General features: G+C 46.5%; 12 protein-coding genes. 6 read left to right on the forward strand and 6 right to left on the reverse strand.

What is annotated here, in order from left to right; genetic code table 11:
- The first annotated feature begins 61 nt into the window (after nucleotides 1-61).
- From purL to K2Q13_RS09515, 3 genes are all read left to right on the forward strand, one after another.
- Nucleotides 62-4048, forward strand: coding sequence for a phosphoribosylformylglycinamidine synthase (purL, locus tag K2Q13_RS09505; RefSeq protein WP_292920821.1), 3987 nt, complete (start codon nucleotides 62-64; stop codon nucleotides 4046-4048).
- A gap of 83 nt (nucleotides 4049-4131) precedes the next feature.
- Entirely contained in the window at nucleotides 4132-5322 is a 1191-nt protein-coding gene (locus K2Q13_RS09510; RefSeq protein ID WP_365725694.1) for a ChaN family lipoprotein, read from the forward strand.
- 105 nt (nucleotides 5323-5427) lie between these two features.
- Entirely contained in the window at nucleotides 5428-7380 is a 1953-nt protein-coding gene (locus K2Q13_RS09515; protein WP_292920823.1) for a M1 family aminopeptidase, read from the forward strand.
- A gap of 12 nt (nucleotides 7381-7392) precedes the next feature.
- Here K2Q13_RS09515 and K2Q13_RS09520 read toward each other — a convergent pair whose 3' ends face one another.
- From K2Q13_RS09520 to K2Q13_RS09530, 3 genes are read right to left on the reverse strand one after another with little or no spacing between them, the layout of a single operon-like run.
- On the reverse strand, nucleotides 7393-10554 hold the full coding sequence (locus K2Q13_RS09520; RefSeq protein ID WP_292920824.1) for a CusA/CzcA family heavy metal efflux RND transporter: 3162 nt from the start codon (nucleotides 10552-10554) through the stop codon (nucleotides 7393-7395).
- A gap of 2 nt (nucleotides 10555-10556) precedes the next feature.
- The gene (locus tag K2Q13_RS09525) at nucleotides 10557-11729 is read right to left on the reverse strand and encodes an efflux RND transporter periplasmic adaptor subunit (RefSeq protein WP_292920825.1); all 1173 of its coding nucleotides are present in this window, start codon (nucleotides 11727-11729) and stop codon (nucleotides 10557-10559) included.
- Nucleotides 11726-12994, reverse strand: coding sequence for a TolC family protein (locus K2Q13_RS09530; RefSeq protein ID WP_292920826.1), 1269 nt, complete (start codon nucleotides 12992-12994; stop codon nucleotides 11726-11728). The genes K2Q13_RS09525 and K2Q13_RS09530 overlap by 4 nt, the downstream gene beginning before the upstream one ends.
- A gap of 280 nt (nucleotides 12995-13274) precedes the next feature.
- On the opposite strand from K2Q13_RS09530, the gene K2Q13_RS09535 reads away from it, so the two are divergent.
- A complete protein-coding gene (locus K2Q13_RS09535; protein WP_292920827.1) occupies nucleotides 13275-15299 on the forward strand; it encodes a di-heme-cytochrome C peroxidase in 2025 nt (674 codons plus the stop codon).
- A gap of 49 nt (nucleotides 15300-15348) precedes the next feature.
- On the opposite strand, the gene K2Q13_RS09540 is transcribed toward K2Q13_RS09535, so the two are convergent.
- From K2Q13_RS09540 to aroC, 3 genes are all read right to left on the reverse strand, one after another.
- On the reverse strand, nucleotides 15349-15747 hold the full coding sequence (locus K2Q13_RS09540; RefSeq protein ID WP_292920828.1) for a DUF3579 domain-containing protein: 399 nt from the start codon (nucleotides 15745-15747) through the stop codon (nucleotides 15349-15351).
- 276 nt (nucleotides 15748-16023) lie between these two features.
- A complete protein-coding gene (locus K2Q13_RS09545) occupies nucleotides 16024-16665 on the reverse strand; it encodes a PEP-CTERM sorting domain-containing protein (RefSeq protein ID WP_292920829.1) in 642 nt (213 codons plus the stop codon).
- A 628-nt stretch (nucleotides 16666-17293) separates the two neighbouring features.
- Nucleotides 17294-18463 carry a chorismate synthase gene (gene aroC / locus K2Q13_RS09550; protein ID WP_292920830.1) on the reverse strand — a complete coding sequence of 390 codons (1170 nt, stop codon included), beginning with the start codon at nucleotides 18461-18463 and terminating at the stop codon, nucleotides 17294-17296.
- A 229-nt stretch (nucleotides 18464-18692) separates the two neighbouring features.
- Here aroC and hemF point away from each other — a divergent pair, with 229 nt between their 5' ends.
- Nucleotides 18693-19589 (forward strand): oxygen-dependent coproporphyrinogen oxidase, encoded by an 897-nt coding sequence (gene hemF / locus K2Q13_RS09555; protein WP_292920831.1) that lies wholly within the window; start codon nucleotides 18693-18695, stop codon nucleotides 19587-19589.
- A 7-nt stretch (nucleotides 19590-19596) separates the two neighbouring features.
- On the forward strand, nucleotides 19597-20844 hold the full coding sequence (locus tag K2Q13_RS09560; RefSeq protein ID WP_292920832.1) for a dicarboxylate/amino acid:cation symporter: 1248 nt from the start codon (nucleotides 19597-19599) through the stop codon (nucleotides 20842-20844).
- Nucleotides 20845-20928 lie beyond the last annotated feature (84 nt).

Consider the following 20928-nt stretch of genomic DNA (forward strand, 5'->3'; position numbering starts at 1 on the left):
GCGATAAGTACATCTTCTCGTGTAAAATTGCAATCTTTAAATAATTGCTTTATTTTCTCTGATGCTCCAATTTTGTGGTGGACGTGCCCTTTCTCCGTTTCGTCTGGAGAAATTACTCAATCAAATTAGAACCCTCAATCTGCCAGTAACAGCCATTCATACAGAATATTGGCATTTTTGCTCGGTGACGCGTAATTTGCACGATAATGAACTGAATGTGTTGAGAAAAATACTTAACTACAATCAGGTGCAGGAAAAGGAATACCATTCAGGCGAGTTTCTTTTAGTTTTGCCGCGTCCGGGCACAATTTCACCGTGGTCTACAAAAGCTACGGATATTGCCCAGCATTGCGGTTTAACCGCTGTTGAACGTATTGAGCGCGGGATTGCGTATTATATCCAATGCAGCGCACAACTTTCGATTGATGATAAATCCCATCTCGTTTCTTTGCTGCATGACCGTATGACCGAAGCTGCGTTTTCTTCATTTGATGATGCCGCCAAACTATTCCAGCATTTTCCGCCGCAGTCACTCAACACGATTGATGTGATGCACGGTGGTATTGAGGCTTTATTACAGGCAAATCAAAATATGGGATTGGCCCTGTCATTGGATGAGATTGAGTACTTGTTGAATCATTTTCAGCACATGCAGCGCAATCCAACCGATGTCGAATTGATGATGTTCGCGCAGGCCAATTCCGAGCATTGTCGCCATAAAATATTCAACGCAGACTGGATTGTTGATGGCAAGGTTCAGGATAAATCGCTGTTTGCTATGATACGCAACACGCATCAAAGTCATCCGCAAGGCACGCTGGTGGCATATGCCGACAATGCCAGCGTCATTGAGGGAGCAAGAATAAAGCGCTTTTATCCGGATAGTCAGCGAGCATATGGTTACGCCGAGGAAAAAACGCACGTGTTGATGAAAGTCGAGACACACAATCATCCGACTGCGATTTCACCGTTTCCAGGTGCTGCAACGGGTGTCGGCGGTGAAATTCGCGATGAAGGCGCAACGGGTCGGGGTGCAAAACCAAAAGCCGGATTATGCGGTTTCTCGGTATCCAATCTGAATATTCCGGAGTTTGTGCAACCGTGGGAGTACGATGGAACCGATAATCAAGCAACCTATGGTAAGCCCGGACGCATCGCATCAGCGTTACAGATTATGCTGGAAGGTCCGATTGGCGGGGCGGCATTCAACAATGAATTCGGACGCCCCAATTTAGCGGGTTATTTCCGCACTTTTGAAGAGCGCCTGGGCGGAGAAATGCGTGGTTATCACAAGCCAATCATGCTGGCGGGTGGCGTCGGCCAGATTTCAGATTTGCATGTGCGTAAGGAAAAATTCCCTGCAGGCTCTTTGCTGATTCAACTGGGTGGACCGAGTATGCTGATTGGTTTAGGTGGTGGTGCGGCTTCCAGCATGGATACCGGTAGCAATACCGAAGCATTGGATTTTGATTCGGTGCAACGCGGTAATCCGGAAATGCAACGGCGTGCGCAGGAAGTTATCGATCGCTGCTGGCAACTACAGCGAAGCGGTATCGAGAATCCGATTTTATTTATCCATGACGTAGGTGCGGGAGGCTTATCCAATGCGTTCCCAGAATTGGTGCATGACTCTGGCCGTGGTGGGCGTTTTAATTTGCAAAATGTTCCTTCCGAAGAAACCAGTTTGTCACCGATGCAGATTTGGAGCAATGAGGCACAGGAGCGCTACGTTCTGGCGATCAGACCAGAATCTTTGGCGTTGTTCCAAAGCATTTGCGAGCGCGAACGTTGCCCGTTCGCCGTAGTGGGTGAAGCCACAAACGACGAACAATTGGTGGTAATCGATGCGCAATCCCCTACGCTGCCAGTTGATATGCCGTTGCCGGTACTACTCGGCAAGCCGCCGAAAATGACACGCGATGTTGCTCATAATATCCGAATACTTCCGATACTTGATTGGCAGGGTGTGAATTTGACCGAAGCCGTCTATCGAGTGCTATGTTTGCCTGCGGTGGCCGATAAAACTTTTTTAATTACCATTGGCGATCGCAGTGTCGGCGGCCTATCAGCGCGTGATCAGATGGTTGGTCCATGGCAAATCCCAGTTGCCGACGTTGCGGTGACCAGCATGGGGTATCAGACCTATTTGGGGGAGGCATTTGCCATTGGCGAACGCACGCCATTGGCTTTGATAGATTTCAAAGCGGCAGCGCGCATGGCGGTGGGTGAGGCGATTACAAATATCGCGGCGGCATCAATTGGCAAAATTGAAAAGATTAAATTGTCGGCCAATTGGATGGCCGCAGCCGGACATTCAGGTGAAGACGCCGGATTGTATGACGCAGTGCATACTGTTGGTATGGAATTGTGCCCACAACTGGGCATTAGCATACCGGTCGGAAAAGATTCGATGTCGATGAAAACTGCTTGGGAAGAATTGGGGTTGCGTAAGGAAGTTACGGCACCGTTATCGCTGATTATCACTGCTTTTGCAACAGTGAAGGACGTGCGCAAAACCCTGACACCACAATTACGCACCGATTGCGGCGACACTGAATTGATTCTGATTGATTTGGGGCAAGGTCAAAATCGACTTGGTGGTTCATCATTGGCGCAGGTGTATAAACAAGTTGGCAATATTGCGCCGAATATTGACGGCGAAACCGGCGCACAACGCATACGAAACTTTTTTAATGCGATTCAGAAGCTTAACGAAATGGATAAGCTGCTCGCATACCACGATCGTTCCGATGGCGGCTTATTCGTGGCATTATGCGAAATGGCTTTTGCCGGACATACTGGCTTGACCGTGAATCTGGATCAGTTGTGCTTTGATCCGCACAGCTGTGATATCGATGGATCGGAATTGCGACCTGAGCAATTGGGAGGGCGTTTCCTAGAACACCTTTTTGCGGTACTTTTCAATGAAGAACTGGGTGCTGTGATTCAAATTGCAGCCGCACAGCACCGTGAGGTGCTGCAGGTGTTAACCGAAGCTGGGTTGCGGGATGTCAGTTTCATCATCGGCCACTTGAATAAAATCGATGAAGTCCGCTTGATGCGCAATAACAAGCCGGTGTTGGCGGAGAAACGAGTGGATTTGCAACGTGCCTGGTCGGAGACCACGTATCAGATGCAAAAGCTGCGTGATAATCCAACTTGTGCGCAACAGGAATATGACCGGATTCTTAATGTGGATGACCCAGGATTGCAGGTTACATTAAGTTATGCTGTTGGTGACGATATCGCTGCGCCTTTCGTTCAAACGGGAGTGCGTCCACGTATAGCGATATTGCGTGAGCAAGGGGTGAATGGGCATGTGGAAATGGCGGCGGCTTTCGATCGCGCTGGTTTTGCTGCGGTCGATGTGCATATGAGCGATATCCTGTCAGATCGATTGTCATTAAAAGATTTTATGGGATTGGCTGCATGTGGCGGATTTTCCTATGGTGATGTGCTGGGGGCGGGTGAAGGCTGGGCTAAATCAATTTTGTTCAATCCACGCGCACGTGAAGAATTCGAAGCATTTTTTCAGCGCAGCGATACATTTGCACTCGGTGTGTGCAATGGTTGCCAAATGATGAGCAATCTGCATGAGATCATACCAGGAACAGAGCATTGGCCACGCTTCAGACGCAATCTGTCGGAGCAATTTGAGGCGCGCTTTGTTATGGTGGAGGTACAACCCAGTCCATCGCTATTTTTTGATGGCATGGCCGGAAGCCGGATGCCGATCACGGTGGCGCATGGTGAAGGTAAGGTGGAGTTTTTCGGTCAGTCTGAAAATGTTGCATCCTTAGTGACCCTGCGATTTGTGGATAACCACGGGCAAGTAACCGAGCAGTATCCTGATAATCCGAATGGATCGCTCCAAGGCATCACCGGATTGACTACCTCGGATGGGCGTTTTAATGTGTTGATGCCGCATCCGGAACGGGTATTTCGAGTGACGCAACATTCCTGGTATCCTGATACTCGCTCTGGTAGGGTGGAGGAGGATGGACCTTGGATGCGTTTGTTTCGAAATGCACGTAAATGGGTTGGATGACCCTCTGATTTTATGAATCTGTTAACAGGACAATCAAAGAAATGACAAATTTTAATGTAAACCGCTGTAGCAGAATTATTAGCGTGACCTTTTTGCTGCTGAGTCTATGCGTAAATACCGCATTGGCAAACGCCATTACTCCAGCAAAAAAACCGGTACCAAAAGATTGCGTGCCATTGGGGGATTGGGTAGTTCCAGGTTTGGGTAAAACCTCACAACAGGAAATAATCGCACGTGCAGTGAAGGCTGCGGTGGTGCTGTTGGGGGAAACGCATGTCAATGCGGATCATCATCGTTGGCAGTTGCAAACATTGGTGGCTTTACACGCCGTGCGCCCCAATATGGTGATCGGATTCGAGATGTTTCCACGTCGAGTGCAAGCAGCGTTGGATAAATGGATTGCCGGTGAACTGGGTGAAAAGGAATTCCTTCGTGCAGCTGAGTGGGATCGGGTTTGGAATACGGATGCCAATCTATATTTACCTCTGTTTCATTTTGCGCGGATGAATCGTATCCCAATGCTCGCATTGAATATTGAAACAAAATTGCGCCATCAAGTGGCAGAAAAGGGCTTTTATGGCGTTCCATTGGAAGAACGAGAAGGGGTGACGCGTCCGGCGGAACCAAGTCAGGCGTATATGGATTTTTTACTGCCGATTTACAAGCAACATGACCGCAAAGACAAGAAAGCAGGCGAAATCACGCAAGATGATCCGGATTTCCGTCGTTTTATCGGTGGGCAACAATTATGGGATCGTGCCATGGCCCAGGTACTGCAACAAGCCACAATAGAATCTACCGATCCGGAGAAACCGCTGGTTGTGGGGGTTATGGGTGCGGGCCATGTGCTGCATGGTTTTGGTGTGACGCATCAACTACATGACCTAGGTGTCCAGAATGTTATTGCATTGTTACCGTGGGATAGCAGTAAATCCTGTAAGCAGTTAGTTGAAGGTGTTGCCGACGCCGTTTTTGGCGTGTTGCCGCATGTTTCTGAGTCTTTCAGGCCGCAATTTCAGCGCTTGGGAATACGCTACGAAATGGGCCGGGGCGGAGCAGTAGTGCTGCAAGTCGAGAAAAACAGCATTGCTGAAGCTGCGGAGCTCATGGCTTCGGATGTGATTCTGGAAATGGCCGGTGTGCCGATCAAAGCTACCGAAGACGTTATCAATGTTGTAAAACGGCAAGCGTCCGGAACCTGGTTGCCGATCAAAATCAAACGGGATGGTATAGAAATGCTAGTCATTGCAAAATTTCCTGCTTTGAATCTTTAATTATTTTTATTTCAATCTATGACAGTTGATAGTTTAATTAAAAGTTGCTTTTTACTTCTGTTTGCTTACTTTGTGTCAGGACAGGTATTGTCGATGCCTGCACCGATGAATTTTAATGACGTCGAGTACGATATCACGGTAAAAATTGACCCTGTAAATCGTACCATCGTAGGAAAAAGCCTTGTTACCGTACACAATCCAAGAGAGTTGCAACTGATGCTGGGAGCGGCTTATGAAGTGACTCAGGCAGAATTTAATGATGGACCATTGGGCATTGGCCGTGAGCAAGCCAATCAAGCGCATATTTGGAACATTCCGGTTCATTTCAGGAACCAAATCCAGTTTCTGATACAGTGGAAAGGGACATTGACTGCACTGGATGCTTCTCTGGATCATCAGCAGACATTAGGCAGGCCAGTCGCGGTAAGTGGCGAATCCGGTTCATTCTTGCCGGATGGATCTAATTGGTATCCGCGCATAGTTGGGCATTTGGCGCGATATAAGGTCAGCATCGAACTGCCGGCCGGTCAGAAAGGCCTAGTGGCGGGCCGATTGGTGGAAGAAAGTGAATCGGAGCAAGGTTATCTCGCTTCTTTTGAGTTCTCTCATCCAGCCGAAGGGATTGATCTGATGACCGGACCGTATGTGATTGAAACACAGGCACACCAGAGCATTAACCATAAGCCGATTCAACTACGCACCTATTTTCATCCGCAAGTTAGTAATTTATCAAAAGATTATCTGGATGCGGTGAAACGCTATTTGAACCTCTACGAATCCTGGATCGGCGAATATCCCTATACTGAATTCAGCGTGGTTTCTAGCCCTACGCCAACCGGATTTGGCATGCCTACATTGACTTATCTTGGCATTGATGTGTTGCGATTGCCGTTTATCCGTGATACTTCGCTCGGTCACGAAGTGTTGCACAATTGGTGGGGTAATGGGGTTTATCCGGATTACTCAAGCGGCAACTGGTCGGAAGGATTGACCACGTTTATGGCCGATTATACTTATAAAGAACAGGAAAGCAGCGAAGCTGCACGTGAAATGAGATTAGGGTGGGTACGTGACTTTGCCGCATTGCGACCAGGTCAGGATGCACCATTGACAGCGTTTATTTCACGTACGCATGGCGCATCCAAAATTGTCGGATATAACAAAGCTGCCATGTTTTTCTTTATGCTGCGGGATCATCTAGGTGACATGGTTTTTCAGCGCGGTATCCAGGGGATCTGGAAAGTGCAGCGCTTTAGAATTACTTCGTGGCAAGAGTTGCAGAAAATATTTGAGATGGTCTCAGGGCAAAATCTGCAACCATTCTTTTCTCAATGGCTGGAACGCACCGGCGCACCGGCTATCACGATCAGTGAAGTAAAAAATATTGCAACAGATTCCGGCTATGAATTATCAATTACTCTGGAACAATCCAAACCAGCGTATCAATTACGCATCCCGGTAGCAATTGAAAACCCGCAGAGCACCACAACACATATACTTGATTTGCAAAAAGAACGGCAGATTTTTACGCTGAAATTAATGGACAAGCCGTTATCGGTTTCGCTTGATCCGGATTTGCGCCTGTTTCGTCAGCTGGCGCCTGGTGAAGCGCCACCGATCCTGCGTGAGGCAATGGTTAACGCCACTACGCAGACAGTTTTATTATCCGCTAAAGCCGAGATTCGTAAAATTGCTGAAATTCTTGCGGATAAATTGCAAGGCCGCAAAGCACGAATCGCTGCGCTGAGTGAACCACTTTCCACAGCACCTACGCTGGTTATCGGCCTGAAATCGGAAGTTGATGCTTGGCTTGCTGCTAACCAACTGCCCGCCAGACCGGATGAAATCAACAACAAAGGTACTGCGCAAGTCTGGACTTTAGTTCGTGATGAAGAAGCATCATTGGCGGTTATCTCCGCTCAAGATGCTGCATCACTCGAAGCCCTGCTCCGACCGCTACCACATTACGGACGACAAAGTTATCTTGTGTTTGATGGCCGACAAGTGATAGAGAAAGGTGTTTGGCCCATACAGGTGCAAACGGTAGTAGTTGAATAATAAGTAAGATTTTCACGCAGACGGGGGAGACAGTTTTTCAGATTGAACTGGTGGTACTTTATCAGTTTTATCATCAAACCATCGATACAGCATTGGCATGACCACCATCGTCATCATCGTTGCTGTCGTTAGTCCACAGACGACCACGATAGCCAATGGTTTTTGTACTTCAGAACCCAGCCCCGAAGCCGCCAGGAACGGTGCCAGGCCCAACACGGTAGTCGCTGCAGTCATCATGACCGGTCGGAAACGCTGCTCACAAGCTTTTCTGACCGCTTCTTCGACAGTTAAGCCTTTATCTCGCAACTCCCGCACGAAAGAAATAAGTACCACGCCATTTAATATCGATGTGCCCCATACTGCAATAAAGCCGACTGATGCCGGAACTGATAGATACTGACCGGACACAAAAAGCCCGACAACGCCACCGACGGAAGCAAACGGTAATACCAGATAAATCAGAACGGCCAGTTTGACTGAGTTGAATAACATGAATAACAAGAAAAAAATAGCTGCCAGCGTAACCGGCACGATTACGGAAAGTGTTGACATTGCGCGTTGCATATTTTCAAACTGCCCACCCCAGACAAAATAATAACCCGTGGGTAGTTTAATTTCTTTCGCGGTACGTTCCTGCAGTTCTTCTACAAATCCGCCCATATCGCGTCCGTGCACATTAGCACCCACCACAACGCGACGCTTGGCAAATTCACGCGAAATAATCGCTGGACCGTCAATTACTTTTATCTCTGCTACAGCACTGAGCGGTACTAACATTCCACCTTGCGCCATTTTACCTAGTGCTGCTGTATTGGCCGGTCTTAATAAAAGATCCTTGATCGCTTCCACATCGTGGCGAAATTCCTCTGGAAATCTTAACAGCAGTGTGAAGCGACGTTCGCCTTCAAAAACCTGAGTAACGGCCTTGCCACCGATTGCTGTGGAAATCAGTTCGTTGACGTCTGAAACATTGATGCCATGCCGTGCAATGGCACGGCGATCAATATTGATCGTCAGTTCTTGCTGCCCTGATAAGCGTTCAATTCGGATATCTCTGGCACCAGCTGTCGATTTAACAATACGGGCTACTTGCTCAGATAGCTTACGCAATTGCTCCAGATCGTCACCAAATATCTTGATTGCAACTTGTGAGCGGACACCGGTAACCATTTCATCCACGCGTTGTGCAATCGGTTGTGATAGTACGATATTGACGCCAGGCAATACCTCCAGTGCTTTACGGATATCTTCCTCGATTTCTTCCTGAGTTCGCCCCGATCCTTCCAAATCCAAGTTGGCAATAGGGTCGGATTCATTTTGCGATGCGGGATCCGCGGGCGTATCTCCACGACCCAATTTAGACACTACGCTCCTAACTCCTGGAATTGCAGCGATTAACTGCATTGCTTCTGTTTCCAGTTTGATAGCTTCATCCAATGAGATGGAAGGTGCGCGAATAATCACTGGCGTTACCGAGCCTTCCTTCATGATCGGGATAAAGGATGTACCCAGAAAAGGAAACAACGCAAATGCGAACATCAGAGAACTTATGGCAATAACTATGGTTTTTTTCTGATTGTGCATGGCCAGATTAAAAACACGCAAGTACGCGCCTTTCAAGACAGCAACAATTTTTGTGTCTTGCTCCCCCCCGCCTTGCAGAAGATAATCACTCAATACCGGTGATATTAATAATGATACAAAAAGAGCGACCAGCAGTGCGATAGCAATTGTAACTGCCAGTGGACTAAAGGTTTTTCCTTCCATGCCCTCGAGCGTCATTAACGGCAGGAATACAAGTATCGTAACGAACACGCCAAAAATGACCGGTGTGCCGACTTCAGCAACCGCATTCACAATGACATCAAACTTGGATTGGCCTGTGTCTTTTGCCTGGCCGAGACGCTGATAAATGTTTTCAACGACGACTACGGTGGGATCAACCATCATACCTAGTGCAATTGTTAATCCACCTAATGACATCAAATTGGCGGGCATGCCGTAGTAATTCATCACCATGAAAGTTATCAGCGGCGTGATAATCAAAGTAAAACAAACGACAATGCTGGTTCGGATGGTTCCCAGAAAAATCGATAGCACTACTATGACTAGAATCAGAGATTGCATTAGAGTATTTTGTACCGTGGATAACGCGCCATCCACCAGTTCGGTGCGATCATAAAACGGCACGATTTGCAAACCATCCGGCAACAACCCACGCTCGTTGATTTCAGCGACTTTTTCCTTAATCCTGCCAACAATCTCCTTGGCATTGCCGCCACGCAGCATCATTACGATACCTGCAACTGATTCGGTATAGCCATTCTTGATACTGGCACCCTGACGGACTTCACCACCAAAAGTAACTTCGGCAACATCACGTACATAAATCGGAACACCATCCATTTCTCGGAGTACGATATTGCGGATGTCGTCCAGCGTAGCAATCAGACCCACACCGCGGATTAGGTATTGTTCATAGTGCAATGCCAGTATATTTCCACTAGCATTGGAATTATTGCTGGCCAGAGCACGATCCACATCCGTCAGTGTCAGATTATAATGCCGTAGCTTGTTGGGACTGGCATAGACCTGATATTCCTTAACGTGCCCGCCCATTGAGTTAATTTCTGCTACACCACGAATTGATCGTAGCAATGGACGGACTACCCAGTCTTGAATAGTGCGGCGTTCGGTGAGTTCTTCAGCGGTTAAAGCACGTGTACCGTCGTCTGGATGCTCGATGGTATATTGATAGACCTCACCTAATCCGGTAGAAACCGGCCCAAGCACTGGTGTAATGCCCGGTATTAAGCGAGGTGTGACATCAATGATGCGCTCCATGACTAGCTGACGCGCAAAAAATACATCTGTCTGGTCAGTGAAAACCAGAGTAATCAGCGATAATCCACTTTTGTTCAATGAGCGCATTTCGACCAAGCCCGGTAGACCGGTCATGGCAATCTCAACCGGCACCGTGACTAACCGTTCCATTTCTTCTGGGCTACGGCCAATGGCTACCGTAGCCACTTGCACCTGTATATTGGTGACATCAGGGAAGGCATCCACCGACAGGTTTTTCGCAGCAAATCCACCAGCGACACACAACAGCAGACCAATTACTAATACCAACAAACGCTGGTTTAATGCCGCACGTACTATAGCAGCCATCATGATTATTCCAATTCAGCCAGCTTGCGCTCGCTGTCTAAATGAAAAGCACCTGTCATTACAATTCGTTGATCAATTGATAGCCCATTTAGCACAGGACGGTAATCAGCCACTTCTGGGCCCAGTTCGACAGGCACACGTTGAAATTGGTTATCACTGATCGCGACAAAAACATAATCTTGGTTTAATTCGCGAACAATTGCTGCTTCCGGGACAACTAGGGTTTTATGCTGTGTATCGGTGATATGCATATTGGCCAGCATATCCGGCTTCAATTTCCGGTCTGGGTTTTCCACCATTACCCGGGTCATTACGGTACGAGTCAGACGATTAACGGTATCCGAGACAAATATTATGACGCCATCAAAATCAGCACCGCCTATTGCGGGTACATTGATTTCTACATGCTGTTCCAATCGCACGTCACGCGCAATTTGTTCTGGTACATCGCCAACCACCCAGACGTGAGAAAGATCAGCAATCTGAAATAACGGATCGGAAGGTTGTACCACTTGGCCCACCATCACATTACGTGCAATGACATATCCTTCCCGGGTGGCTTTGATATCCAACCACGGAAGAATTTTTCCTTTCTTGGACAATTCTTTTAATTCAGCGTCAGTCATTCCAAATAATCTCAACTGATCGGTGGCTGCGCCTAGTTCAGCCTGGGCAATTTCCAATTCGGATTGACGTCGTTCCACTTCAGCTTGAGCGATCGCATCAGCAGCAAACAAATGGTGCGCACGCTCAGCTGCTTTCTGAGTTACAACAACGCGTGAAGATGCACGCAAATAAGCCAACTGCGATTGTGTTAGATCCGGGCTGGTAATGCGAGCTAATGGTTCGCCTGCCTGAACGTAATCGCCTAAGATGACAAACAGGTTGATAATTCTCCCGGTTACATAAGAACCAATTTGCGCGGTTCTTTCTTCATCGACTTGTACTCTGCTCGGGACAAGAATTTTATCCGCAAGATCAATTAAAGTAGGTTGTCCGATCTTTAAGCGGTTTGCTAGCTCGGGTCGGATAGTAATGCTGTTGATATCTCGGTCTTCTTCGGAGCTGCTTTGAGCTGTTTCTTTATCAGAGGTTTTAGTTGATTCGTTTTTATCGCACCCTGTTAATAGTAGTGTAGAAAAAACAATGAAGTTGATTAAAATTAGTTTGAAACTCATTCTGGAATTAGCTCCTTGGGATAATGTGCGCGCAACCGGTCAATTTCGACAGCCGATGATTGAAGATCAAAACGTGCTAGCAAGGCATCACCTAATATTCCTCGGAGTATACGTTGCGAATCCAAAAATTCGATTAAACCTCTCTCCCCAAAACGGTAAGCGGCTTCGGCGACTTCTACAGCATTTTCTGCTTCTTTGATTAAACCGCCTTCAAACATGTCTACGCGTCGTCGCGCGATCTGCAGAGACTGCCATGCTGCTTCGAATAATTGACTGATTTCGTAGCGGCGATATTCAAGTGTTTCTCGTATCCGTGCGGAATCATAAATGGCTGTATCAATTTCGCCGCGACGTTGATAGAGCAAAGGGATTCTAACGCTTACGCCTGCTATATTGGAGGTGAATTGTGCATCCTGGTAATTAGTGTATAAAAAATTAATTTGTGGTAGCACCGAAGCTTTTTCCTGACTAATTCGTAATTTGGCACGTTCTTGTTCTGCCTGCAAACGAATGACATCCGGATTTACAGATGGTACTTCCTGACGTAATGTGTCCAATGGCGGTAAATTAATCGGATCTTTCAGAGAAGCTTGAATTTCAAAATCAATTGGAATGGCTCCTGCCGTCAGTTGCAGTAAGGCTACTCGAGCGCGCTGTGCTGTTAACTGTGCAGCTTCCATGCGATTAGCTGTGCTTTGTAATTCGGTATCTGCCCGAATGAGTTCAAAGCGCGCGACTTCCCCCCTTTCGACATTGGCTGCAATACGACGCCGTACTTCTTTCAATAAGTCGTAAATGTTCTGTTCCAATGCAGCTTGCTCTATTCGTAACAATAATTCATAGGCTCTAACTCTTAGTTGCGCTGCTAAATCTGCACGTATTTGATCAAAGCTGGCACGACTCGCATCAACGACAGCTTCTGATGCACCAATCCGGGCACTGCGCATAAAAGGATTTTCGATTCCCTGATTGACTGTTACAGCGCGCTGCATGGTCGCCGGTCCTGTTAGTATCTCCGGAAGTCGCTTGTCGTCAGGGCCAGCTGATACAGTTATTTCAGGGTTGAGAAATGCGGATGCGGCGATTACACCTGCTTTGGCCATATTCACTTGCGAACGAGCGGCTTGCACGAGGCCATTTGCTTGTAGTCCCACACGTTGTAATTCTTCAATTGTAAGACTAGCTGGTGGCTGGGCATATACAAATGGTGCTGGAAATATTAAGAAGATACCTAGTAAAAAGTACCAAAATGAGAAAATCTGCATCGAGTCCTTCATAATTATTAAGAAATTTTTTCTGTGCTTATTCTTCGCATAAAATTGATTGGCAATCATATATGAAAAATAAGATTCATTAGTGTCAATATTAGGCATAATAGGGTTTTAAATCGTTGTTTTGAAGCAATACCTGCAATATCAATTGTTAAAAGGCTATTCGGATGTCCTGGATTTAATCAAATAAATCCTGAATGCTTGCTGAACAATCACAATACACCGCATGAAATTTAAGTTTATCAATTATTACTTTTACCTAAAGCTTTTAACGATGGTTCTAGTCTTATCATCGGTGATTTTGCTGATTTCCGGAATAGCTCTAGGGGTATATGAATTTCGTGATAATGACCCTAACCGGGGTGCTATTTCGAGTGGTGTCGATAAATTTGGTGCTCAATTTTTTCAAACAATTTACCTTGATCAAGGTTGGTCGGCATCCGATAGTTTGTGGTTTTATAATACGACGCAGGGTTCTAATTTATTACCGTACAGCTTCTTTCTTGTATTGGAGCAGCCTGATTCATCTGCTTTATTCCGCAGTAATGAAAACATAGACCGTTATGGCTATTTGCCGCAGCGTCCAACCACAAGCAATCCAGATGGTCTGCCCGTTGGCATGGTGCAAGATGAGTATCAAGGCAAGGCATTTATGGGCTTTACTTGCGCAGCTTGCCATACAACCCAAATCAATTACCAGGGTACCGGAATTCGTATCGATGGCGGTCCGGCAAATTCGGATATGGAAATTTTCATGATGGATTTGGCGGAAGCATTGCATGTCACCTTGGAGGACTCAGAGAAACGTGACCGTTTCGTTGCTAACGTATTGAGGCAAGGTCAATATAAGGAAATAGATGAAGTGGTGATGGATCTCAAGAAATACACTCAGCGAATCATATCTTATGCCATCATCAATACGCCTAGGGACACCCAACGACCGTTAACTCGTTATGGCTATGCGCGATTGGATGCGTTTGGAAGAATCTATAATCGTGTGCTTGAACATATCATGAGCGCACAACAATTGCGCGAATTGCTCACGGAGATTCTGACTTCGGAAGAATTGATTGAAATAATGTCAGATGTGGAGTCCGTTCTCAGCAGTGCAAATCGCGACCACATTATTGAAAGGATTCAGGCTTATTTGACTGGCAAGCAGATCATTCGGTTGCGCAACAAAATCTATAATCCAGCCGATGCGCCGGTGAGTTATCCATTCCTGTGGGATATACCGCAGCATGATTACGTTCAATGGAATGGTAGAGTCGACAACAGCGGATTAGGTCCCATGGCCAGGAATGCAGGTCAGATGATTGGTGTTTTTGGTACACTGGATTGGCAAGAAGGAGATGGCTTTACGTTGTCTTCAGTTATTGGCGGACAAGGATTTGGTTCAAAGCATATTGATTTCCGGTCTTCTATTGATATTAGAAATTTGCGCCGAGTGGAGAAGCATCTGCGTAAATTAACTTCGCCGCAGTGGCCTGAGCATGTTTTGCCTAAAATCGATAAAGCACGAATGGCTAAAGGTGCGAAGTTATTCTTCCAATATTGCGCATCGTGCCACGGTCACATTAATCGCATTGATCCAGATCGTCGCGTTGTGGCTAAAATGATTGATGTTTCGTTTGTTGGAACGGATTCTAAGATGGCTGACAACGGGATTGAGTATATCGGGTATAGCGGTATTTTGCGGAATCAATATGTCGGTGTCAGTACAGGAAACCTCTTGCTGCAACGCGAAGCGCCAGCGGTAGCACTATTAACTTCAGCTACGCGCAATGTGGTGACGACACCTGATCCAGATAAATGGTTTGTGCGCAGATGGTTCGAGCGATTGCTTGATATTGCCTATACATTTCTTGATAATGAAGTGCAATCTTCCCTGAAACATGGCAATTATGTTCCTGATACAACCGACAATCCTTTTGCTTCAGTTTTCGCTTATAAAGCTCGCCCGCTCAACGGTATCTGGGCGACTGCTCCTTATCTGCATAATGGCTCCGTTCCAACATTGTATGATTTGTTGTTGCCTAAACGGCGACCTGATGATCCTGTAGAAGGCGAATATCGTCCGGATGAGTTTATGGTGGGATCGCGCGAGTTTGATCCAGTGAAAGTTGGATTAAAAACGACGGGCTATAATGGCTTTTTGTTTCGTACACATATTTGGGGTAACAATAATGGTGGTCACGAGTTTGCTTCTGGCAGAATGCCTCAGCCTGATGGGATGTTTCTTCCAGCTTTGACTAAAGGACAGCGACTTGATCTTGTTGAATACCTTAAGTCACTCTGAAGTGTAGGTAAGAAATGATTTTGTATAGACTAAGATTAAGCACTGCTGCCTAATGCCCAGTATTCTTAAATCTTATTTTCCATTGATGCAGTAACAGTGCAAGTGTCAGTTTTGTTACAGACCATGCTACTTCTGTTTCCTCAGGGACTGGAGATTCTTCCAAGTAAGTGACTTTGCCCGTTGGAATTACCTTGAGTTGATTATTGTAAGCAAAATCCATCATAAATTGATACATGGCTGGATTGATATCTTTTAGTGCGGTTTTTACATGAACACCTATCTTTCCTTCATATATAACAGGCTGAGCATACTCTGAGTATTCCCAGCGGCCATTGCGATTATAGATGGCAAGTGCCCCGCATAGCCGTTCTGACCAATCACTGGGCCGAAATGGGCGACCTTCGATGGTAATTCCCAGAATCAGCAACTCTTTATACTTGGTTTTCATGAATGTAGTAGTAATGCGAGAAAAATAAAAGTGTAGAAACACTATACAATCGATCTTGGTTAGCTTGGCTGGCCTGTGGTGAGGGAGTGTTAGAATGATATATTTTGTGAGTATGCCGAGATTTCATCAGTGAATCTTTTCCGTTTGAATTTATGCTGTCATATCGGCAGATCTTAAGAAAAATGAATAGTGCTTTGAATAAAGGCCAAAAATAGTCAACCGGAAAAAGAGAAACCCGCCGCAGCGGGTTTCTCTTAGAGACACTTGATTTACAAATTAATCAGCTAGTTTTTGCCTCCGGCGACGACTAGCAAAACCAAGTATACCTAGGCCAGCAAGTAACATGGCATAAGTTTCTGGTTCAGGTATCGGTGCCGCCACATCGCTGATTTTCAGGTAGTCGAAGCCGTAAAAATCACCGGAATTGTTGCGATCAATAGCAATGACTAACTCACCTGAAGCGTTGATCGAATCAATCACGGAGCCAGTCAATGTAAAGAAATGGATAGCCGTATTCGGAAACCCGTCATTGAAGCCAAAGTTTTGTACGATGCCGTTAAATGTGGTGGTTACTCCGCCGAATGTTGAAGCTTGAAAGTCGGCCGTGTCGAATTCCAGATGACCGATTGTCCAGCTGTTGCCTAATCCGGTAAATGTGAATGTTGCTACCGTTTCTGATCCATGTGGACCGAAGCCGGGATGAGTAGTGCTATAAGTATCGGTGTATTGAGTGCCATCAGTTGCCGCCATTTCTGCTGCACTGCGGCCATCATAATTTGCCGAGAAGCCATCAAATGGGTGCGGGCAGTTGTCACAAATGCCAGCACCAAAACCGTCATTGTCACCAATTTGCCAAGAAGCCGCCGCGACCGGTCCGCTCGCCAACGCAAGTAAGGCCATCATAGATATAATACGCATTATAAAACCTCCCCTAAGAAGAAGAAAATTACATTAAGATTTACTAACTTCATCTACACATGCCAGATAGCATGCGCTGTTCATTTGCAGCGAATTTAATGGAGCCGCTTGTTTGCAGAGAAAGATGAAATTGTTGTGTAATGACTTGCAGATTATCTGTTTTTATTAGTTATTTCTAAATTTACATAAAAAAGTAACGCTGCATAGCCATCTGCAAGATAAACTAAAAATTCCTCGAATGTAATAAGAGATGATTCCTTTTCTTCTAGTATGTACGTACTAGATTCTCATTTTGAAAAATAGGACATATGTCCTTTTTTGCACCGGCAATGTCAACAAGTGGCAAGACTGTTAAGAGTTAAGTTTGCAGTGGTAGGAAATTCTCAGCTAGATTAAATGACTTATACCGTGTGACATCGCAAGGTATGGTTTTGAATGTCGAGGCCTGTTTAACAAGGTGGTCGATACGGCTGAACAGCGGATGTGATCAGCACCGGTAAATTTTCATTAGAGCCAGGGTAACTACCAATACCCGGAAACAAGTCGAAGTAGTACTGTAATCTCCTCTTAAGTTAATACCTAAACTAGCTTTGGTGAGACACGAAGCTTCTGTCGTGTTTGTTAGTGCTTAGACATCTTCTTCAGGTTCCGGATCTTCTCTTGAGGGCGCTTGAGACGCCGCTGCAGATTTTTCTGCAGCATTTGCGCTACTGGGAATTTTTGGTGTTTTGCACTGTACATCGGCGTTCTGCGCGCGATGCCGCAAAGCATGATCCATCAATACCAGTGCAAGCATGGCTTCGATAATCGGTGTGGCACGGATACCAACGCAAGGATCATGCCGTCCGTGCGTTTCGACAATGACCGGATCGCCGTTCTTATCAATTGAACGTCGCCCGAGACGAATGCTGGATGTCGGTTTGATCGCGACATTGGCGGTGATGTCCTGACCAGTTGAAATGCCTCCAAGAATGCCGCCTGCGTTATTACTTAAGAAGCCATTCGGTGTCATTTCGTCGGAATGTTCGGTGCCTCTTTGTGTTACGCTGGCGAAACCTGCGCCGATCTCGACTCCTTTTACCGCGTTGATGCTCATCATGGCGTAGGCGATTTCGGCATCCAATCGGTCGTTTACTGGTTCGCCCCAGCCGACTGGTACATGCTGTGCCACTACGCTGATTTTGGCGCCCACTGAGTCGCCCGACTTACGCAGTTGATCCATAAATGTTTCCAAGCGATCTGAATAACTACTGTCAGCAATGAAAAAAGGATTCTGGCTGATATCCTCCCAGCATTTGAATGGGATTTTAATCGGCCCTAGCTGCGCCATATAGCCGCGAACCACAATGTCAAATTTTTCGTGCAGCCACTTTTTTGCAATCGCACCGGCGGCAACGCGTACCGCAGTCTCACGTGCCGATGCGCGGCCACCACCTCGATAATCGCGAACGCCATATTTCTGCCAGTAGGTGTAATCTGCATGGCCGGGACGAAACGTATCCATGATTTTACTGTAATCCTTGCTGCGCTGGTCTTCATTGCGTATCAGTAATGCAATGGGCGTGCCGGTGGTTTGTCCTTCGAATACGCCAGATAAAATTTCTACCGTATCGGATTCACGCCGTTGCGTGACATGACGCGACGTGCCGGGTTTTCGTCGATCTAATTCAAGTTGGATTTCTTCAGTGCTGATGACTAGGCCCGGGGGGCAACCATCAACAATGCAACCAATTGCGGGGCCGTGTGATTCACCAAATGAGGTGACGGTAAAAAGCGTGCCAAATGTATTGCCAGACATTCTCTTATTCTCTTATAACGAATTGTGCGAGTCTATCATACGTGTTCGTTCTTTTTTGTGTCGAAAAATAGGAGCAGAGTTATATGCATGCAAGTAATTCAAATTTGGCTTGAGAAAAATCAACAATGAAATGCAATTGTCATGATATACCTGCGATAAAATGGAGCTTATTGTCTGGCATACGCGAGATTTTAGCCATATTTACTGAGTATTATCAATAGGAGTTTGCATGAATACACCACGAGTCATAGAGTTTCTTATTAATTTGCAAAATAGCATCATCGGTAGACTGGAGCAGGTGGACGGCAAAACGTTCAAACGAGATCAGTGGGATCGTCCGGAAGGAGGTGGTGGCATGAGCAGTGTCATCGAAGAAGGGAATGTACTAGAGCGCGGTGGGGTCAATTTTTCCCATGTGTATGGTGCCGGATTACCCGCATCGGCCACTGCTGCCCGCCCTGAACTCGCAGGCCGATCATTTGAAGCGATGGGCGTGTCGCTAGTTTTGCATCCGCGCAATCCTTATGCGCCAACCGTGCATATGAATGTACGCTACTTAGAAGCGCACAAGGAAGGCGCTGAACCCGTTTGGTGGTTTGGTGGTGGTATGGATCTGACACCTTATTATGGATATGAAGAAGATGCAGTTCATTTTCATCAAACTTGCAAAGACGCACTACAGCCCTTTGGTGGAGATTATTATCCGCGCTTTAAAAAATGGTGCGATGAGTACTTCTATTTGAAACATCGCAAAGAGCCTCGTGGTATCGGCGGTGTGTTCTTTGACGATTTGAATCAACCTGATTTTGATACCTGCTTTAAACTTATACGTAATGTAAGCGAAAACTTTCTTAACGCCTACTGCCCTATATTAGAGCGCCGCAAAGATACTCCATATGGTGAACGCGAGAGGGATTTTCAGGCGTACCGGCGTGGACGTTATGTGGAATTTAATCTGGTGTGGGATCGTGGGACTCTGTTCGGCTTGCAAACAGGCGGTCGTACCGAATCTATCCTGATGTCTTTGCCACCAATTGTGAAATGGCGCTATGACTGGACACCGGCGACAGGTAGCGCTGAGGATAAGTTATATACGGATTTTCTGATTGGTAAGGATTGGGTGTAATTAATCTGTGAATAAGATATCACTTAATAATCAGATTTTGTTTGGTGTTGTGGCGGGTGCATTACTGGGTTTCTGGTTTGCAGCGCTGGAGCAGCAATCGGCGATTGTACAAAGTGGACTGTATAGCGCAAAACTGGTGGGTACATTATTCACTGATTTATTGCGGATGGTGTTGATCCCGCTGGTATTTACATCAATTGTGGTCGGTGTGGCCAATCTACGTTCGCATCGACAAATGAATCGCGTCTGGCAGGTGGCGCTGATTTTCTTTGCTTCTACGATGATGCTTGCGCTGATTTTGGGATTGACCTCCGCCAACTTGTTGCGGCCTGGGGGCGAATTGCAGATTGCAATGTTCCAGGATGCGATGCAGAGTTTTCAGGCAACACAAATGTCGTTATCGGATTTTTTTGCACAGTTCCTGCGCTCGCTGTTTCAGAATCCAATCGCTGCTTTAGCGCAAAGCAACGTGCTGGCGGTAGTATTATTTGCTTTGTTATTGGGCATTGCGTTGGTCGTGGGTGGAGAACGTTATCGCAATATCCTGACGCTGATGCAGGAGTTTCTGGAATTGATACTAATGCTGGTTGGCTGGATCATGCGTCTGGCGCCACTCGGCATTATGGCATTGGTATTGCAGCTGGTGGCTACGCAAGATGCCGGATTGCTGTCAACGATGATTCAGTTTGTGGCGATCGTATTAGGAACCACTTTGCTGCATGGATTGGTGATTTTGCCAATGATCCTCTATCTGACTACGGGGATGACACCCATCAAATTCTGGCTGGGCGCGCGTGAGGCATTGATCACTGCTTTTGCGACCAGTTCCAGCGCCGCAACGCTGCCGGTTACACTACGCTGCGCTGAACAACATTTGCATGTCAAGCGTGACGTTGCCGGATTTGTAATTCCGCTGGGCGCTACCATGAACATGGATGGCACGGCGTTGTATGAAGCGGTTGCAGCTTTGTTTATCGCTAATCTGGTTGGCATCGAACTTAGCTTGACGCAACAATTGATCGTATTTGTGACTGCCATGCTGGCAGCAATTGGTGCGCCGGGGATTCCAAGCGCAGGGATGGTGACGATGGTGGTAGTGTTGCAATCTGTCGGATTGCCGGTTGAAGCGATCGCGATACTGTTGCCCGTAGATCGTATACTCGATACGTTGCGTACAGCGGTTAATGTGGAAGGGGATATGGTGGGCAGTTTAGTGGTGCAGCACTGGATCAATAAAGATAAACTTGGCAAATAGATTTAAGGAGAACTTTGCACGGTTAGAGTCATTTTCAGGTGCGGATGATGATATAATAATGTTTTGAATCATATTGTTGAGTTA

The organism is Nitrosomonas sp., from assembly GCF_019752095.1.
Classification (GTDB): Bacteria; Pseudomonadota; Gammaproteobacteria; order Burkholderiales; family Nitrosomonadaceae; genus Nitrosomonas.